General features: G+C 45.3%; 13 protein-coding genes. 8 read left to right on the forward strand and 5 right to left on the reverse strand.

Annotated elements, in window-relative coordinates; translation table 11 throughout:
- Positions 1-189 precede the first annotated feature (189 nt).
- Both KUA46_RS11030 and tnpC read left to right on the forward strand, forming a co-directional pair.
- The gene (locus KUA46_RS11030) at positions 190-1,833 is read left to right on the forward strand and encodes a DUF6377 domain-containing protein (RefSeq protein WP_218487931.1); all 1,644 of its coding nucleotides are present in this window, start codon (positions 190-192) and stop codon (positions 1,831-1,833) included.
- Between the two features lie 372 nt (positions 1,834-2,205).
- On the forward strand, positions 2,206-3,681 hold the full coding sequence (gene tnpC, locus KUA46_RS11035; RefSeq protein WP_434725783.1) for an IS66 family transposase: 1,476 nt from the start codon (positions 2,206-2,208) through the stop codon (positions 3,679-3,681).
- Between the two features lie 81 nt (positions 3,682-3,762).
- Here tnpC and KUA46_RS11040 read toward each other — a convergent pair whose 3' ends face one another.
- The 4 genes from KUA46_RS11040 to KUA46_RS11055 are packed head-to-tail and all read right to left on the reverse strand — an operon-like array spanning position 3,763 to position 10,883.
- Positions 3,763-5,043 (reverse strand): C10 family peptidase, encoded by a 1,281-nt coding sequence (locus KUA46_RS11040; protein ID WP_218487320.1) that lies wholly within the window; start codon positions 5,041-5,043, stop codon positions 3,763-3,765.
- Between the two features lie 34 nt (positions 5,044-5,077).
- Positions 5,078-5,995, reverse strand: coding sequence for a hypothetical protein (locus tag KUA46_RS11045; protein WP_218487321.1), 918 nt, complete (start codon positions 5,993-5,995; stop codon positions 5,078-5,080).
- Between the two features lie 37 nt (positions 5,996-6,032).
- Complete coding sequence (locus KUA46_RS11050; protein WP_153093273.1) at positions 6,033-7,760, reverse strand: RagB/SusD family nutrient uptake outer membrane protein; 1,728 nt, start codon at positions 7,758-7,760, stop codon at positions 6,033-6,035.
- A 45-nt stretch (positions 7,761-7,805) separates the two neighbouring features.
- The gene (locus KUA46_RS11055) at positions 7,806-10,883 is read right to left on the reverse strand and encodes a SusC/RagA family TonB-linked outer membrane protein (protein WP_434725794.1); all 3,078 of its coding nucleotides are present in this window, start codon (positions 10,881-10,883) and stop codon (positions 7,806-7,808) included.
- A gap of 523 nt (positions 10,884-11,406) precedes the next feature.
- Between KUA46_RS11055 and KUA46_RS11060 the strand changes: the two genes are divergently transcribed.
- The 5 genes from KUA46_RS11060 to KUA46_RS11080 all read left to right on the forward strand — a co-directional run bounded on the left by KUA46_RS11060 (position 11,407) and on the right by KUA46_RS11080 (position 17,196).
- On the forward strand, positions 11,407-11,766 hold the full coding sequence (locus KUA46_RS11060) for a hypothetical protein (protein WP_153093275.1): 360 nt from the start codon (positions 11,407-11,409) through the stop codon (positions 11,764-11,766).
- Positions 11,757-11,873, forward strand: a complete 117-nt coding sequence (locus KUA46_RS11065) for a LuxR C-terminal-related transcriptional regulator (RefSeq protein WP_194252989.1) — start codon at positions 11,757-11,759, stop codon at positions 11,871-11,873. Before KUA46_RS11060 ends, KUA46_RS11065 begins: the two co-directional genes overlap by 10 nt.
- 83 nt (positions 11,874-11,956) lie before the next feature.
- Entirely contained in the window at positions 11,957-12,553 is a 597-nt protein-coding gene (locus KUA46_RS11070) for a DUF1349 domain-containing protein (RefSeq protein ID WP_153114053.1), read from the forward strand.
- Positions 12,554-12,806: 253 nt separating this feature from the next.
- A complete protein-coding gene (locus KUA46_RS11075; protein WP_218487323.1) occupies positions 12,807-15,623 on the forward strand; it encodes a TonB-dependent receptor in 2,817 nt (938 codons plus the stop codon).
- 43 nt (positions 15,624-15,666) lie between these two features.
- Complete coding sequence (locus KUA46_RS11080) at positions 15,667-17,196, forward strand: hypothetical protein (protein ID WP_218487324.1); 1,530 nt, start codon at positions 15,667-15,669, stop codon at positions 17,194-17,196.
- A gap of 163 nt (positions 17,197-17,359) precedes the next feature.
- Here the strand turns inward: KUA46_RS11080 and KUA46_RS11085 are convergent, their stop codons facing one another.
- Positions 17,360-17,992 carry a nitroreductase family protein gene (locus tag KUA46_RS11085; RefSeq protein WP_218487325.1) on the reverse strand — a complete coding sequence of 211 codons (633 nt, stop codon included), beginning with the start codon at positions 17,990-17,992 and terminating at the stop codon, positions 17,360-17,362.
- A gap of 298 nt (positions 17,993-18,290) precedes the next feature.
- Between KUA46_RS11085 and KUA46_RS11090 the strand changes: the two genes are divergently transcribed.
- Positions 18,291-18,956, forward strand: coding sequence for a hypothetical protein (locus tag KUA46_RS11090; RefSeq protein WP_153093280.1), 666 nt, complete (start codon positions 18,291-18,293; stop codon positions 18,954-18,956).
- Positions 18,957-18,969: the final 13 nt, after the last annotated feature.

Below are 18,969 nucleotides of genomic sequence, written 5' to 3' on the forward strand. Positions count from 1 at the left end.
GCAAAAGTACGGCAAAAATCGATAAGTTGGTACGAATAGTAGGTTCTTGGTAGATTACCGCTATCTACCAACCTCCTCACCTCTCTGAATATCAACATTTTGCAAATTCTCAAAAATAAACGGCTAGTAGATGCGAGATTCTCAATGTTTTTTATTATTTTTGCAGCAGAATCTAAAAACATAGGAAAAATGAGACATCTTTTCGTTATAATCATCACACTGCTGATGCTACAGCCGATTTACGTAAAAGCAGACAACAGCCAGCTCTACAAACAGCTGGATGCTGCCATAGAAAAACGTGCGCATTATGTAGAAGTAAAAGAGAAAAGTCTGAACGACATCAAGCAGGGTGCCAAATATGTAACCAGCAACGAGGACAAGCTCAAGCTTTACGAGCAACTCGCCAATGGATACAAAGCCTACGAGTATGATTCGGCGATGACTTACGTAAAAAAAGGCCTTGTTCTTGCCCAAAAGAGCAACAACATCTTATATTATAAAAGATTCCAACTTAGCCAAACCAGCCTGCTTATCACACGTGGATTCTATGCTGAAGCAAAAAACATCATGCAGAAGATAGAACCCAAGAAAGAAGATCCGCTTGACTATCAGTTTCAATACTATTATACACTTTACGGACTATACAACAACTGGTCAACCTATTGTGAAAACAATGAATTCAGCAAGATTTACGACCAGCAGAAAGTGGAATACCTGAAGAAAACATTAGAACTGTCGTCAAAGAAAGATGCATTCTATTACTACCTGCTGGGAGAGTTTTACTATTACAGCAATCATTCCAACAATAACAAGACCATCCAATACTACAAAAAAGCACTGAGTATGGAAAAGCCGGACAGCCGTCTCCATGCCATGACCGCCTTTGCCCTATCCGAAATATACAAGAAATCCAACAACCAGAAACTGACGGAACATTACCTGCTGGTTGCAGCCATCTCAGACATCACTTCTGCCACAAAAGAAAACGTAGCCCTGCAAGACATCGCACTCTTCATCTACAAACATAAGACCAGAAGTCTGAACAAAGCCCAGGAATACATCAACCTATCCCTGGAAGATACTTATGCATACAACAACCGGTTGCGCCGCATTGAGATTTCATCCAAATTGCAGATGATTACCAATGCCTATACAGATGACATCAGAGCCACCAACAGCATGCTCTACATCGCGCTGTCGGTCATTTTCCTGCTCTTGCTCGGAGTGGGACTAAGCAGTCTGTTCATCCGCAAGAAGAACAAACTTCTGAAACAGAAGAAAGACGAAATCACGGCTACATCGGCAAAAATGGAAGTTCTCAACAGCCAGTTGCACCTCATCAACGACGAACTGAAGGACACCAACCAGAAGCGCGAGAGACTGATAAAGGTGTATATTGACCTGTGCTATAAGAACATAGAGAGAAACAGCAAACTGCGCACCTTGGCAGTAAGAAAGATCAAGGCCAACCAGAGCAAGGAACTGCTGAGCCTCCTTTCTTCCTCAACCAATACAGAGAAGGAGAACAAGGAGTTTCTGACGGAATTTGACAAGGCATTCCTGTCTCTGTACCCAACTTTTATAACCGAGCTGAACAAGCAGCTTACAGAATCGGCACACATCCATCTGAAAGAGAATGGAGAAATGCCCCCTATCCTCCGTGTGTGCGCCCTGTTAAGATTAGGCATCACCGAAAGTTCAAAGATAGCCGGCATCCTGTCTTATTCGCCACAAACCGTATACAACTACCGTTCCCTGCTCAAGAACAATGCCATCGACAAGGAGCACTTCGAAGAAAATGTGCTCAGACTCTGTATGGTTATCGCAGACTGATTGGAGAAAGAAAAAGATACCTATATTTATAACAAATCCCGACAGGCAACAACATACCTGTGTAACTACTCAGCACCCCTATAGAAAACTTCTCGTTAATAAAGCATAAACTTGATTTTGCTTATTTTCTTCATCATTACAAACTTTTTAATGATTGAGTCGATGAGGACGTAGGCTGTTTAAAACAGTTCATTTAACGAGTTCTTTTCCGATGATGCCTCCAACATGTCTCCTTTGTCTATTATCGCCTTTCAACAGATTATCTGCCAGGAGATGCGTTTTTGCATTCCCCGTAAGTCAAAAGTCTGCGTTAATGGATGTAAATCGTGATTTTGCCATGTGGAGAAAAATGCTTATCTTTGCACCAAAAAAATGGCAAGCGACTGTACTGACATAGATGTTGTTTTGCGCCAGATAAACCAGCGTCTGCGCAAACTTGAGAAGTCCGACTCCGAGAAGACTGAGGAGATCGGACGCCTCAACCGTGTCATTAACCAGAAGGACGTGGAGATACATAATCTAAAGACAGAACTTGCTTCCACAAAGGCAGAACTTGCCGTTGCTAAAGAGCGCATCAAGGAACTCGAGGGAGCTGATGACGATACATCAAGTACACCAGGAAAGCCCGAGAAAAACAGCAGTAACAGCAGTATCCCTCCATCCCAAGAAAGTATCGCTTCCCGTGAGCTGCGCAGGACAAAGTCTCTTCGCAAGCCAAGCGGAAAGCCGAGCGGTGGACAGCCTGGCCACAAGGGTCACACACTGCAGACTATAGCAGAACCAGACGTAATTGTAAAGCACGAACCAGTCTATTGTAAATGCTGTGGTCGGCTCTTGATTGATATACCATGCCAGAAGATCCGTAAGACACAAATTGTTGATATCAAGGTGGTCGTAGAGACCTGCGAGGAACAGTATTACGAGAAGGTCTGTGAATGCGGTTGCGTAAACAACTGCGAAGCTCCCAACTGTCGTATCAAGTATGGTGACAACCTCCGTGCACTGGTGACATACCTTAATGTAGTGCAGTGTATTCCGTTCAAAAGGATTGCAGAACTTATATCCGACCTGTCCGGCCAGAATATAAGTGAGGGTACAGTGCAGAACATACTCAAAGAGAATAGCGGCAAGGCAGACTGTGCATATGAGGAAATACGCAAGAGGCTGGAAACAGCGTCTGTCGTAGGAGCCGATGAAACTGGTGCTACGGTAGGAAAGCATCTGCATTGGAACTGGATATTCCAGAACGACCTGCTTACATACGTGTTCCAGTCAGAATCGCGAGGTCAGAAGGCCATAGATTCCAGGTTTCCAAAGGGACTTCCCTATTCGACACTTGTGACTGACAGACATCAGAGCTACTTCAAGATGAATGTTAAGGACCATCAGGTCTGCCTGGCTCATCTTCTTAGGAATGCAGAGTATCTGAACGAACTGGATCCAAACCAGAACTGGTCACGGAGATTCATCCATCTGATAGAACACTCTATAAATCTCAGAAGAGAGGACAACATTACCTCTAGAAAGATAAAGGTACTGAAGACAAAGATGAAGAACCTCTTGGGTGAAAGCCTCACGCATTTAGATAACGAGTTTGAGAAATTCAAGAGGGGTATCCTTAAAGTCAAAGACTACCTATTTACCTTTCTCTCCAATCCAAGTGTGCCTTACGAGAACAATGCCAGTGAGCGGGGAGTTAGGAAAATCAAGATAAAGCAGAAAGTCAGCGGTTGCTTCCGAACAGACAGCGGTGCCGATGATTTTGCCAAGTTGCACTCCATTGCTGAAACTGCTATGAAGAACGGAAATTCTAAATTCAATGCAATTCTTGCTGTAGTACAACAGTAAGACGATTACTCATGCCCATAGGGGTGCTGAGTAGTTACATACCTGTCGGGATTTGTTAATTATCTGCAATTGATGAGAAATCTACTTTACTATATATTTCTTGCCACCACGGATATAGATACCATCATGTTTCACCGGGAGCGATACCTTTCGGCCATTGATATCATAAACATCGGAACTGCAAGGCTTAGTAAAATCGGTAACAGGAGTTAATCCTGAAGTCAAATCATAATCTATTTCACCATCATCAGGGCAATGAATAACCACCATTTCCTGATACCACTGATACTCCTCATCAACGGAGACACCATTATCCGTATACTCCAGAGGAAGGAGGCTCAAGTCGAAATAGCCATCACCTAAACCACCATAGCCCCAATTTACTCCTACGTTTCCATCAGCATCATAACCATCCAGCACAAAAGCATGGGAAGACACCTTGTCGTTTCCCTGCTTATTGGATGTACCGGCATACAGAATAGGATGCCCGGCGCTCAATTCCCGATAAATAACCTTTTTCCAGGCTGCATCATCATAGTTATTGGTCTGGGGATAATCCTTATAGCCATAATACTGGGTAAGATAGCCGAAATGCTTCTTCATGCCAGCCGCAGCATCTTGCAAAGATGCGCCACTGCCATCAAGAGAATAATTCATACCAGCCACACAACCGCAATGAAACATCAACTTGGCTACGGCGGCAGCCTGTTCCGAACTGTAGTTATTACCCGAATAAGCAGGCAACATCTCCGTCCACTTATACTCTCCCATACTCAGCATAGCAGTACGTTTCTCATCGCCAACGCTATAAGAAGCGACACCCTTGCCACGGGATGGATACTGGTATACAGAAATAATCTGTGCCATAGCCGTAGCCACACAACCCACCCAGCAGTTTTTGCCATTTACTTGTGGGCACTGGCTATTGAAAGGAGCATCCTGGCCCCATTTTACGGCAATAAGATGCTCAACACTCGACTTACAACCTGCAGGGATAACCTGATAACCCGTAGAAGCAGCACGAAGTGAAGCGTCATTAATTCTAGCCAAGAACCAGCCCAAGGCAGGATTATCACCAAAAGTACCCTCGTCAGAATAACCTATCACAGCCTTGAACGCATCATCATTGGCGAGAACTACAAATCCGTTCCGGTTGCGTCCTACAACCGTATAAGCATCCGTCTGTCGCATAACCCGAAGGCTCTCACCTACTCCTCCACGAGAAGTTTTCCCGCCAACAGAAGGCAAACGCTCCCCCAGCACCTCACTGGCTATCTCCAATTTCTGCTGAAGGCTCCTTTCCTTTGCCTCAGAGCAAAGGAAAGAAGCCAACATCAGAGAAAATATAAGAATCTTCTTCATAAGTCCAAAATCTTTAGGAAATCATTCGGTATTTCTACCAAACGCCATACACATTTACAGACTGCTGCTCAACACTGGAATCTATATATCCATTCAGATAGATGTATTTCTGTGTGAAGTCTATATAAGAATAGGTACTATAGCTATATCCACCATACCACATGAAAGAGTTGATATTTACATCTCCTACCGTCCAGTTCCACAAATAGTCGCCTGTAGAAGAATCAACACCAGCTACGATATAGTTTTGCTTATAGGTCTGATAGTCATATATGGCAGCACCCTTTCCTTCCACAGGAACCAGTTCACCGGAGCAATCAGCCAGATTATCGGCATTGAAAGTGCCATTAATCTTGAAATAAAGATCAGCACCCGAACCCAACATATTGGTGATATAAAACTGATTGACACCTTCCAGCTGGTAGATATCAGAATAGGTAACAGGCAAATCTGTGAAACCTGCGTAATAGAACCGCACATTCTCCAGTACTTTCTTCCACTGAGAAACCAGCACCGTTGACTGCAGCACCGTGCTTCCATCCTGCTTGGTATAAGGATCGGCATAGGCTTCATCGACATCTATCTTGAAACCAAATTTCTTTTTAGGTGTCAAGCCCTTTACAGAAATGGTCAGCGTAGCCTCCTTCTCGCCCTGGGCAAACTCAACCGTAGCAGGCACCTGAATGGCAGTTGTATCAGTATACTCTACCTTGACAGGAACACTCGCAGCCTCAGCGGCTTCCTTACGGCAAACCTTCACATCAACGGTTTCCTGGTCTGGAGTAAGAATAAACTCTGCCGCATTGCCGGCATCAAAATACGCTCCCATGCAATTGTCTGGGGCAGGATTGCCTGGCGCATAATCATCGTCATCGCTGCAGGAAGAGAACCCCAACAGGAGACCAGCTGAGACAGCAAGTCCCAAATATCTAAAAAACTTTATATTCTTCATTGTCAATTCCATTTTAAAGATTGAAAAATCTCCTCATTTACTCACTCTTTGCCTCTACCACACTTGTAGGGTCCGGATTCAGTTCCACAGCCGGATTAGAACTCTTCTCATATTCAGGGATATAACAATCCATCCACGGAGCCACGAAACCATACTTGGAATTCAAGCGGTGACTCTCCAGGAAGTTGGTACCCGTATAGGTACGGACAACAGCTTCCTTAAGACGCTTATAATCAAAATACAGCAGTCCCTCTCCCCAGAGTTCGATACGTTTCTGAAGCAGCACGGCATCTTCAAGTGATTCGATGTCTGTAGCCTGACACTCATAAGAGCCATCTGTATAGCGATAAGCATTCATGAAATCATTCAAGACGGTCTTGGCAGCATCCACCCCTTCTGTATGGGCAATGGCCTCAATATAGATGAGATACATCTCTTCTACACGCATCAATGGAATATCACACAAACAGCCCACATAGAGATCAGACAAGTTACCTGAACCCGGATGATATTTCAGGTTGGTGTAAGCAGGCAGTTTAGCCCATCCTGCTCCATCCAGCAAGGTAGAATAGCCTGCCGGAACCTCAGCCTTGCCAGCATCCTCAGGGGCAACCCAAGTCTTCTTTCGCCAGTCGGCATCAGGTATCTGATTATAGAGCGAAGCACCTATCATACGGTAAGCCTTGCCATAACCACCCATGGAGAATGCGGTAGATTCAGAAGATACCGTACCCATCCAGGAATAGAACCAGCTGCCCAATTGCTCCTTTGTTCCCAGCGAAGCCTTCCATATCCAGGAAGAATTAGCAGTATTGAAACCTGTCTTCTTATTATACCATTCGCTCTGAGACATTGGCTGGCAACCGGAATTGTCGATGGCAGCCTGTGCATATGAGGCAGCCTTGGCAAAACAGTCATTAACCGCCGTAATGCCCAAGGCATCATAGCCGTCAGCATCATTCTCATGAGCCAACTGGGCTGTCAGATCATCTGCCGAATCATAAAAACGAGAACCCAGTTCCAACCAGAAGCGTGCCTTCAAACCATCTACCACGCTCTCATCCGGCTGCTCCTTGCCCGTACGCTTATAGCCCTTCAAGTATGCCTCAGCCTTATTCAGGTCGTGCAGGATGAAGCGATACATGGTATAATAAGGTACACGAGGATTGTTCTTACCCTCCTCGCCTGTAGTCTTCTCGGTCACGATAGGCACGGTAAGTCCCATTATCTTGGCTGCTTTGGCATCAAAGTCAGAGTATCCGGTCTTCTTGAATTCAAACATTCTTGCCATATCCAGGTATGCCAAAGCACGGTAAGCATAAGCTACACCGGCAGACGCCTTTGCTGATTCAGATGCTCCTTCCACATCGAGCGACGAGATGATACTGTTGGCATTGTTCACTAAACCATAATAGTAGAAATAGGTGTAATTGAATGGGCTACGGAGTCCCTTACCATTCTCTATATATGAGAAATAGTCGTAATCTGCATTGTAAACCGGAAAATCCTCTGTCATCACATCACGGATAATCATCTGGCTGGGATAACCGTTGTCGTAAGCCGAACCGTCGCCATACACACCACTCTTTACCATATAGGCACTCAAGCCGGTCAGCAAGCCCTGCTGAGCCGTCTCAGACCCCTGCACCTGACTGCCTGTTGCATAATCCTTTGGCAGTTCCTCCTCCAGACAGCTCTGCATCATCAAGCATGAAGAGAGCACTACTGTGAACAGAGAAACCTTGCGAAATATATTGTTCATCATATAAAATTCTCCTTAATCTATATAAAAATCTCCTTATCTAACAGTTTAAAATTGAAGTGTAATACCACCAGAGATGGTACGAACAAACGCATACTGCTCGTTGCTAGGTGAGCCGGTGAAACTTGTGCGAGGATCGAATCCCTTTCGCTTGCTCCACAGATAGACATTGTCTGCCGCACCATAGACACGAACCTTAGTCAAGCCCAAACGACGTGTCAGGCTCTTTGGCAAGGTATAACCGATATTGATGCTCTGCAGGTTGAGGTAACTTGCATTGATCAGGAAGCGGTCAGAAGATGAGCTTGCATCCGTATCATTATACTGGAGGCGAGGGATGTTGGATTCTCTGTTACTTGGAGACCAGGCATCCAGCATATCCTTATGGAAATTAAAACCTGTCCAGCTATCATAAGGAACACTCATCAGACTCTGATAACCTGAATCGTAAGACTTGCCGCCGATGGAATAAGTGAAGTTCACACCGACATCAATACCTTTAAACGACAACGATGTGCCAAAGCCACCATAAAAATCAGGAGTAGGGTCGCCACAGGCAAAGTAAGAGCCTTCCGACCATTTTGCAGACTTACCCAACGAACCATCTTCGTTCTCAAGATACCATGTGGATTCTCCTTTCTCATTTACACCCGCATATTTCTTCAATCTCCAGGTGTAGATAGGCAATCCTTCACCATAATAATAAGAACCGTTATGATAACCAGCATATCCGCTCAGCATCTCGTTCTTGTTCTCTTCATAAAGCTTCGTTATCTCATTGGTATAGTGTGTGGCATTGAGATTGATGTTCCACGCAAAATCCTTGGTGCGGATTACATCTCCTGCAAGATTCAGTTCTACACCACGGTTCACCATGTTACCCACATTAGAGTAATAGCCTGCATAACCCATTGACATAGGCACGCTGATGAAACAGAGCATGTCAGTGGTTTTGCGGTAGAAATACTCCACATCACCGGTCAGACGACCCTTGAAGAGTTCGAATTCAAGACCTGCGTTGATATTGGTATTGGTCTCCCAGGTAATCTTATCATTACCCTTTGAAGCAAAGGTCAGCGCCATGTCGCCATTCATGCTACCGATGCCATAAGTATCCAGATAACGGTTGTTACCGATGGCATCGTTACCCTGCTGACCGAAAGAGAATTTCACCTTCAGCATGTCGAGCCAAGACTTGGTGCCTGCCATCCAATCTTCCTTGGTCAGTATCCAGGCACCACCGAAAGAATAGAAATCGCCCCAGCGATGGGCTGGAGAGAAGCGGGATGAACCGTCACGGCGATAAGATACCTGACCGAAATACTTGCCATCATAATCATACATGCCACGGAAGAAGAAACCTTCGGTGTTGTAATTGGTCTGGTTGGAAGATGTAGGCTCATTGGTGATAGCACCTGCCAACTCATGGTTTTCCTTGAAAGAGAACATGTTGGAACGGCCGCCATATACGTATTCATAAGTCTGCTTATAGTTCTCATGACCCAACAACAATGTCATGTTGTGCAGACCAAAAGAACGGGCATAGTTTACCAACTGCTGGAAGTTGACTGTATAATAACGGTAATGTCCTACGGTTACCTCACCATTAGGATAAGTCGTTGCACCAAATCCATAATAAGGCTGCTTGGTACTCTGATAGCGATATTCATAGTCATCTACCGTACCGTTCAAGGTAATTTTCAGCCCCTTGACAAATGTCGGGGTTATGTCTGCGAAACCATTGATACCGAAAGTATTGCCTACAGAATGGGATGCCTGAAGCTGGTCATCCTTCAACAGGTTGAGCTGAGAGAGTACAGGGCGATTCAAGCCTGCATTCATTCCGTTACCATAATCATATATCTTACCATTATCATCGGTCATGATATTGCCATTGCCATCTCTGAGATACAGCGGATAGATAGGAGCAATGGTATTGACCATGTAGAAGGTATTGGTAGTACTATTGTTTCCATCAGAATCTACCTCTGTGGCATTGTCTGTAACGGTATGGGCATAGTTTACGTTACCACCCACCTTCAGCCATTCATTTGCCTTATAGGTAGCCTTCAGGCGTGCAGTATATCGCTTAAACTGAGATCCGTATGCGATACCTGGGTTATCCAGATAGCCCAATGAAGCATAGAACTGGGAATTGTCGTTTCCACCATTCACATTCATATTATACTCCTGTCGGAGGGTGTTTCGGTAAGCCGCCTTGAGCCAGTCGTCCGGACTAATCGTATAGTCCTTTCCGTTATAAGAGATTTTATTGCCCAATGTGGCATTAGGATTCAGCTTTCCATTATCGCCAATGAGATACTGTCCCTCAGGCACATTGTAGCAGATATAACCCAATCCGCCCTTTTCTGAAGAACCACCAATTGCGTTATTGGCAGCCACATGAGCTGCATAAGCTGACATACCCTTGCCATTGGTATAGTAATTATATAATGACTTATAGTGTGTCTCATAATATTGACCGGGATCTGAAATCATATCATAAGTCTGAGAGCCACGGCTATTGCTGCCCCATTTGGCATCAACAGTGATGACGGTCTTGCCCACCTGCGGATTCTTGGTGGTAATCATAATGACACCATTGGCACCACGGGCTCCGTAGAGTGCATTACTTGCCGCATCTTTCAACACGGTAACAGATGCCACATCCGCTGGGTTGATGTCACTCCAGGAACCATAATAAGGTGCACCATCTACCACGATCAACGGATCCTGACCTGCATTGATTGAGCTGATACCGCGTACACGGATGGTAGGGGTAGAAGACGGATCGCCAGATGTATTTATCATCTGCACACCCGCTACCTGACCATTGAGGGCATCTACCACATTGGTTACCTGACGCACGGCAATTTTATCTGCATCCACTACGCCTGCTGAACCCGTGAAAGAGGATTTCTTCTGCTCACCATAAGCCACAACAATCACTTCGTCGAGCTGGCGGTCTTGAGAGTGCATGCTTACCTTCATACCTGGAGCCGCCTTCAATGTCTGGGAATCCATACCGAGATAGGTGATGACTATCGCCTCTCCTTTTTTAGCACTTGGCAAGCTGAACTTACCGTCAATGTCGGTCACGGTTCCGGTCTTGGAACCTTTCACCATGATCTGGGCACCTACTACAGGGTCTCCGTTCTCATCGAAGACCTGCCCCCCACCTGTGCGGAAGACTGTGCCAGCACTTGCCCCGAAGCAGCCAGCAACAGGGAAGCAAATAAAACCTTCATTCTCATAATATCTGTCTCTTCTTATAATTATTATCTCTCTTTATCTTGAATACACCTCTTTATATATTGCCAGTTATCCTTTACAAGTTTTATATAAAATATGTATTCAGATGCAAAGGTAATATAAAATCCATTAACTACCAAACAAAAATCACAATAATTGCCGTTTTGCATAGCAAAAAGATATATTTCACCCCAAAATCAGCGTATTTATGCCATTTTTCAAGATTCAAATTCCCGAAAAAGGCAAACACTTCTTTGATGCACGACTTCCTTACTTCTACATCGGACAACGACCTTATCCATACTGATTTATAACCATACATGATAAAAAACATAAGCATTTATTTGCTGCACAAAAGAATATTGATTAATTTTGCAGCCAAACAAACAGAATGATTATGATAGAATTAGATGATAAATTGATCAAGAAGTTCCATCAACAAAAAGATGGAGTATATGCACGAGACGAAGAGCAGCGCCTTTGTCTTGCTGCACAGGGATATTCTATCTGTGAAAACTCCATTGCCGTATTCAGCAATCTGCGTACTGATAAAAGTTATATTTTCTTCGGAAAGTCGTGCGAAGTATTGGGACTAGGTCAATCAAATTCAATACAGACGCTTGATTCCGTATGGGAAGAAGAAATTTTCAGTAGGATTCATCCTGATGACTGGAAGAAGCGTTGCCTGCAAGAACTTACCTTTTTCCGCATGATATCATCATCCCATTCCAAAGGATTGCAGACAGATTGGAGATAAGCAAGCATACCGTTGATCGTCACAGACAGAATATCATAGCCAAACTTCGAGTGAATAATACCACCGAAGCATGCCATAAAGCAAAAAGGTTAGGATTAATAGACTGACATGGCTTCTGCTTGCATGCTGTAGCCTGTTATCATGTCAAAATGCGCAGAAATCACAATCTGCAACAAAAAATAAATCAAATATGGAAAAGAAAGATTCAATTTTAAAGCCATTTGTGGCAGAAAACCTGTTTTGGATTAGAGAGCCAAAACAATATACGGTTACAGACTCTCTGATTACAATCGTTTCTGAACCTCACACAGATCTTTGGCAGCGTACCTATTATGGGTTCAGCAATGACAATGCTCCGGTGTTGCAAATGAAGACTTCAGACAAGTTCTTTTCTTTCACCGTCAAGACATCGTTCAATAGTTCTGCCCTATTTGATCAATGCGGTATTGCTATCTATCTTGATAGTGATAATTGGATGAAGGCATCAATAGAATACGAGAATGAGGAATATCAAAGATTGGGCAGTGTTGTAACAAACAACGGATACTCCGATTGGGCCACACACGACATATCTTCTTCTATCAAGGAAATGTGGTATCGCCTTAGCCGCAGAGAAAGTGACTACTATATAGAAACCAGTACAGACGGTGTTAATTTTCATCAGATGCGCGCATTTCATTTAGTCAAGGGAGATGGAGAAATTTCGTTCGGATTATACGCAGCTAGTCCTGTAGACCATTCATTTACTGCTACTTTTACAGAGATGAAAGTAGAAAAATGCAAATGAGAAACCTGGTCTGCAGAGAAAACCGGATTCAATCAAACTTCACAATGACACAAACTTCTTACAAATAAACTACGAATCAAAGAAATTCAAAAGAGGGTGAGCCATGCATTTATGGCTCACCCTCATATCATTTTACAGGAAAAACATGCCGTAACATCTTTGTCGCAGCTTCGTCAATGCCTTTCAACCTCATCGCAATCGCGATGTAATAATACTGCCGTACCTTTGCAACCGAAATCAAACGATATAGGTTATGAATGCTAAAAGGGGAATTATTGTATTAGGATTGCTCTCGGCGGCTAGCATGCCAACGTGGGCGCAACAGATTAAGGGTGTGGTTATCGACCAGAAATCGAAAGAGACACTCATCGGCGCAGTCGTCACTGTGGATGGAACCAACGTGAAGGCTATCACCAACATCGACGGAAACTTCCAGATCGATGGAATGAAGAAAGATAAGACATATACACTATATATTAACTATGTAGGATATAAGACTCAAAAAATTGACGGGGTTCAGGCGAAGGACGCAGACCAGGTGATTGCGCTGCAACCTGATGAACAGCAGCTGAAGGAGGTGACCGTTACCGCAGTGGAAAGGCGTAATACGGATGCGGCAATGATACAGGTGGCCAAAAACAGTCCCGTCATCGTGAGCAATGTTTCGGCACAGGAAATATCCAGAACTCAGGATACGAATGCGGGTGAGGTGATACGCCGAGTGCCAGGCGTGAGCCTCATCGACGATAAATTCGTAATGGTTCGTGGATTGTCACAGCGTTATAACAATGTGTGGGTGAACGGAGGAGCAGTGCCTAGTTCTGAGGCTGATTCCAGGGCATTCTCCTTCGATATCATCCCAAGTTCGCAGATTGACAACCTCACCATCGTGAAGTCGCCATCGGCAGAATATCCTGCCGACTACTCAGGCGGTTTCATCATCGTCAACACCAAGGAGATTCCGGCAGAAAACAGTTTCAACATCGCCGTGGGCGGAAACTGGAATACATCTTCTGCCTTCAAGGACTTTTCTTACTCAAAAGGTTCCGGAACCGATTTTCTAGGGTTCGACAATGGACTGAGAAACCTGAACGGAGGCATCCATGCTGACCAGAATCCGCAGCTCGATGCCAACGGAAAACCGGTGGGCGATTATGCCACTTCGCTCCTGGGCAACGGGCTTAACAACGATTGGCTCATCAAGAACAAGAAGCCTTTGGGCGACTTGAAACTGGCAGCCAGCCTGAACCAGCGCTGGATGCTGGGCGGAAGAACACTCGGCATGCTCGCTGCCTTGAACTATACCAACGAATACCGCACCTACGAGAACATGGAGAACAACCTCTATGGCATCTATGATGCGGCCAACGATAAGCCGAACTATCTTCGTCATTCTGTTGACGACCAGTATAATAATAACGTGAGACTCGGAGCAATGCTCAACTTCACCTTCCTTTCCAAGGACGGCAACCACAAGTATCAGCTCAAGAACATCTTCAACCAGTTGGCTACGAGCCGATATACCTGGCGTGAAGGCGTGAGCGCCCAGTCGAACCTGGAGCGAAGCGCAGAGTATTACTACCGCAGTCGAACAACATATAACGGTCAGCTTACCGGCAAGCACACCTTCACTAGCGATGCCCTTGACTGGAGCATCGGGTATGCGTATGCCAACCGCCATTTGCCTGACCGTCGTAGATACCTCATCGACGATGCTCTTGAATCGGGCGTTTATGCCCTGAGCACCGGCAACGACATATCGCGCGAGTGGACTCAACTCGACGAACACATTCTCTCTCTTGGTATTAATGATAAGCATCACCTCAAGTTTGGCAACTTTGAGCCATACTTGCAGGTGGGTGCCTATGGAGAGTACCGCAGCCGAGAATACCAGACTCGCAACTTCATCTACAATTGGAATGTTTCAGCTAACAACATGCCATCCGACTTCCGCCACAGCGACATCCCTACCCTGCTCTCCAATGAGGCGAACATGGGTTACGACAAGCTGTATCTTCTGGAGGAAAAGCAGATGCGCAATAACTACCGCGGACACAACACCTTAGGCGCCGGATACCTGGCGATGTCTCTCCCCTTTGGCAAACTCGGCATCCACGCCGGTGTCCGCTTCGAGCATAATGATATGGAACTCATCTCCAATTCCCGTGACTACGAGAAGAGTGAATCGAGCCGTCATTACAAGACCGATGATGTTTTTCCATCTCTCAATACAACATATAAGATCAGCGACCAGCATCAGGTGCGACTGTCGTATGGCCGCAGTATTAACCGCCCAGAATTCCGTGAAGTATCGTCGTCGGTGTATTACGACTTCGACCTTGCCAGCAATGTGCAGGGAAACACTGAGTTGAAGAACTGTTATGTCGATAACCTCGACCTGCGATATGAGTGGTATCCATCCCGTGGAGAGCTCATTTCGTTGGCAGTCTTCTACAAGCACTTCGATTCTCCTATCGAGTGGACCTATACGGTGGCAGGCGGCACAGACCTCATCTATTCTTACAAGAATGCGAAGAGTGCCAACAACTATGGTGTGGAGCTGGACATCAGAAAGAATCTCGGATTCATCGGATTGAAGGATTTCAGCTGGTCGTTTAATGGTGCCTTGATTAAGAGCAAGGTGCAGTTTGAGAAGGAATCGAAGGAAGAAAACAGACCAATGCAGGGTCAGTCGCCATACCTCATCAACACCGGCATCTTCTATAAGAACGAGCCTTTGAAGATGGATATCGCCCTGCTCTACAACCGCATAGGCAAGCGAATCATCGGTGTGGGCAGAAGCGAGGGAAGCACAGGCGATGACTCCAATTCCCGAGTGCCTCACAGCTACGAGATGCCCCGCAACACCATCGACTTCTCTCTGGCAAAGAAATTCGGAGACCATCTGGAACTGAAGCTCAATGTAAGAGATCTTCTTGCAGAAAAGATATATTACAAGCAGTTTGCTGATGTAACATATAGCGACGGAAGCAAGAAGCAGGTGGAAGAAATTGCAAGATGCTACAAACCGGGCAGAAACATCGGTTTGCAGGCAATCTATAAATTTTAGAGAAAGAAAATATTAGATGTTTGTTTAATAAAAACAGAAAACAATGATGAACAAGATGTATTTTTTAGGATGCATGGGCATCCTCGCAGCATCTGCCATGTTGAGCAGCTGCAGCAGTGACAATGACGATCCAACTCCTTCTCCAAATCCAGGACCAGAAGTAGTTTACAAGTGGACAACCAATGGCGGCTTGAAGGCTTGCGACCACATCCTCTTCGGAACAGATGACAAGGAAAACGCCAACGGAACACAGATTGGCAACGGCGACCAGGAATTCGTCTTCACAGGCAAGCAGACTTTGAAGAAAGGCACTTATCTCCTCAAGGGATGGGTATATATTGCAGATGGTGCTGAACTTACCATCGAACCGGGAACGATCATCAAGGGCGACAAGCAGACCAAGGCGGCACTCATCGCAGAGCGCGGCGGCAAGCTCATCGCCAAGGGTACAGCCACAGAGCCTATCATCTTTACATCTGAAGAGGCTGCCGGCAGCAGAAAACCTGGCGATTGGGGTGGCATCATTCTCTGCGGCAAGGCTAAGAACAACCAGACTGAGCAACAGATAGAGGGTGGTCCTCGTACCAAGCATGGTGGCGCAGATGATGCTGACAACTCAGGAGCCTTGAGTTATGTACGCATCGAGTTTGCCGGTTATCCATTCCAGAAGGATAAGGAGATTAATGGTTTGACTCTCGGTTCTGTAGGTTCAGGCACAGAGATTGACCACGTTCAGGTATCTTATTCCAATGATGATTCCTTCGAGTGGTTTGGCGGTACAGTAAACTGCAAGTATCTCGTAGCCTACAAGGGCTGGGATGATGATTTCGATACCGATAACGGTTTCTCAGGAAAGGTGCAGTATGGTCTTTCTCTGCGCGACAGCAAGATAGCCGATACCTCTCAGAGCAACGGTTTCGAGAGCGACAACTGCGCTGATGGTGCTACCGTGGACCCTCGTACCAAGGCAACCTTCTCTAACATCACCTTCGTAGGTCCTAAAGTATTGGATTCTAAGTTCCAGAACACCACAGATTATATCACTGCCGGAGCATACAATCCAAACAACGGGTCAGCTCTCGGCAAGTTCCAGGCAGCCATGCAGATTCGCCGTTCTTCTAACCTCAACTGCATCAACTCAGTAGCCTTAGGCTGGCCTATTGGTTTGATTATTGATGGTGAAAAGGGAAATACCGTACAGGATGCCAAGGATGGCAAATTCAAGCTTCAGAATGTATATTTCGCTGGTATGGATGCAGTTGGTACAGATGCCAACAAGAAGTATGAGGATTACCTCTATGATGCAGCCAACAAGAAGGATCTCGACAAGAATCAGAAGTCATACAGCAACACCTTCTTCTTCTCAGAGCCAAGCAACAAGTATTTTGACAGTTGGGCGTCATTGGTTGGCACAGATGGTTATACTCCTATCGCCGGCAGTCCATTGCTTGGAGCTGCAAGTTTCGCCGGCTGGACAGGTTTCGACACCGTAAGCTACATCGGAGCCTTCGATGGCAGCACCAACTGGATGAGCGGTTGGACTAACTTCGACCCTCAGAATGCAAAGTACTAGAAAAGATTAGTACCGGAATAAGAATTAGAATCGCTAATTTCTATTTTGACTATAAGGTTTTCTTTTATTGGGGCATGGCGCAGTGATTTGCGCCATGCCTTTTTTGTTGGGTTATGGAGAGAAACGTTGATGTCCTGAAACAGGACATCAACCTTCATCTGTCTTAATCCATGAACTTAATCATGTCCTGGCGTCTTGACTTTGCCTCTGGCGATTCGTCAGGATAACCCAGGGCGATGCAGTAGAGCAGCTTATAATTCTTAGAGAATGCCATGTGGTCGAGGTAAGGCTTGGCTGACGGCGAATCCAATATCCAACGGGCAGAACTGCCCAGACAGCAGGAACCGATGCCCCTTGACCATGCTGCAAGAATGATGTTCTCGCCAAGCAAACCGCAATCAATCTGCGCCATATCATAAGTAGTATCGTAAGCGATGCAAACCACGCATGGAGCATTCACGAAGATGTTCTTGAAGCCCTTGCGCTCTGCTATCTTAGGATTATCCTTTACCACGGCTTGGGTGATTGAATCGATGAGAGCAGGAGAATCTATCACTCTGATTTCATACGACTGCAGGTTCTGCCCGTTTGGCGCATGGATGCCGCATTTCAGAATCTCGTTTAGGGTATCGCGGCTGATGACGGAATCCTTGTAAGCACGGATGCTTCTGCGACTCATCATCAAATCGGTTACCACACTTGCAGAGTCAACGCTGGTCATTGCCTCCGGCTGTCTGTTCTCATTGCAGGCAGTCAACATCAGTGCTGCTGCCAATCCTAAGAAAATCTTCTTCATATTACTCATGATTAAACTTATATTCCTATTAGTATATACCCATGTAGCGCTATTAGTATTTATCCACGTAGCGTTATTAGTATATACCGTGCAAAGATAGCAACAAATACTGGTATTCAAGAAGATACGTTATGATTTTTAAGAGTTTTTATCGGTCTCTCCGCCATTCTTTTAACAAGTATATATCATAATAGCCAAACATTTTCCACCTATTTTGCTAGAATTTCCCAAAAACTTCGTATCTTTGCAATGACTTTATGCAAGATAAGCTGTTTATAAAATCATCAAACGTAGAATTATGGAAAGAAAAAGTTATTCTATAGATATAAATCGCATTGCACAATATGCCATGTATGCATATTGCATTTTCGCATTGTTTTCGCTGGCATTTTCTGTTTGCAGACAAGCGGGCTTATCCTTCAGAACAAGTCCCATCCTGATTCCAATAAGTCCCATCCTGGTTACCATCAAGCAACTGGTCTTGCAGCTCGTCCCTATAGCTTTATGGGGAATATTCCGCTACACGCTACCGGCAGGCGTAAAATTGCTACGACGCTGCAGCGAGTTGATGGTACTTTACTATGGGCTCTCATTCATCCTGGGCCAATGCTTCAATCTTCATCTCGTAAAGATGATGCAGAACGGACAGATTACCCAAATGGCTTCCATACTCACCTGGACAGAAAGCACGATGGGCCTGATTTCCGTCATCGCCTCCCTGGTAGCCGGCTGTCATCTGTGCAGCAAGCACAGGGGCAACATGCGCAAACTGGGCATAGCCCTTATCCTGGTTTTCATGGTATGGCTGATATGCTCAAATATACTCCCTGTTGCAGTGTTTTATCTGGCAGGTAACACCCAGCAGGCAGCCTTCACCTGCATGAATCTCATCAGTATGATAACCACAACATCGGCTTATATATACGCATACTATAGAATGTATCGGGCGATAAAAACGAAATAATTTGGCGATGCGG

The organism is Segatella copri (assembly GCF_019249765.2).
GTDB classification, from domain to species: Bacteria; Bacteroidota; Bacteroidia; order Bacteroidales; family Bacteroidaceae; genus Prevotella; species Prevotella copri_K.

Coding starts and splice junctions, on each gene's coding strand:
- KUA46_RS11030 (WP_218487931.1), top strand. CDS start 190: ATGAGACATCTTTTCGTTATAATCATCACACTGCTGATGCTACAGCCG.
- tnpC (WP_434725783.1), top strand. CDS start 2,206: ATGGCAAGCGACTGTACTGACATAGATGTTGTTTTGCGCCAGATAAAC.
- KUA46_RS11040 (WP_218487320.1), bottom strand. CDS start 5,043: ATGAAGAAGATTCTTATATTTTCTCTGATGTTGGCTTCTTTCCTTTGC.
- KUA46_RS11045 (WP_218487321.1), bottom strand. CDS start 5,995: ATGAAGAATATAAAGTTTTTTAGATATTTGGGACTTGCTGTCTCAGCT.
- KUA46_RS11050 (WP_153093273.1), bottom strand. CDS start 7,760: ATGATGAACAATATATTTCGCAAGGTTTCTCTGTTCACAGTAGTGCTC.
- KUA46_RS11055 (WP_434725794.1), bottom strand. CDS start 10,883: ATGGTGAAAGGTTCCAAGACCGGAACCGTGACCGACATTGACGGTAAG.
- KUA46_RS11060 (WP_153093275.1), top strand. CDS start 11,407: ATGATAGAATTAGATGATAAATTGATCAAGAAGTTCCATCAACAAAAA.
- KUA46_RS11070 (WP_153114053.1), top strand. CDS start 11,957: ATGGAAAAGAAAGATTCAATTTTAAAGCCATTTGTGGCAGAAAACCTG.
- KUA46_RS11075 (WP_218487323.1), top strand. CDS start 12,807: ATGAATGCTAAAAGGGGAATTATTGTATTAGGATTGCTCTCGGCGGCT.
- KUA46_RS11080 (WP_218487324.1), top strand. CDS start 15,667: ATGATGAACAAGATGTATTTTTTAGGATGCATGGGCATCCTCGCAGCA.
- KUA46_RS11085 (WP_218487325.1), bottom strand. CDS start 17,992: ATGAAGAAGATTTTCTTAGGATTGGCAGCAGCACTGATGTTGACTGCC.
- KUA46_RS11090 (WP_153093280.1), top strand. CDS start 18,291: ATGGAAAGAAAAAGTTATTCTATAGATATAAATCGCATTGCACAATAT.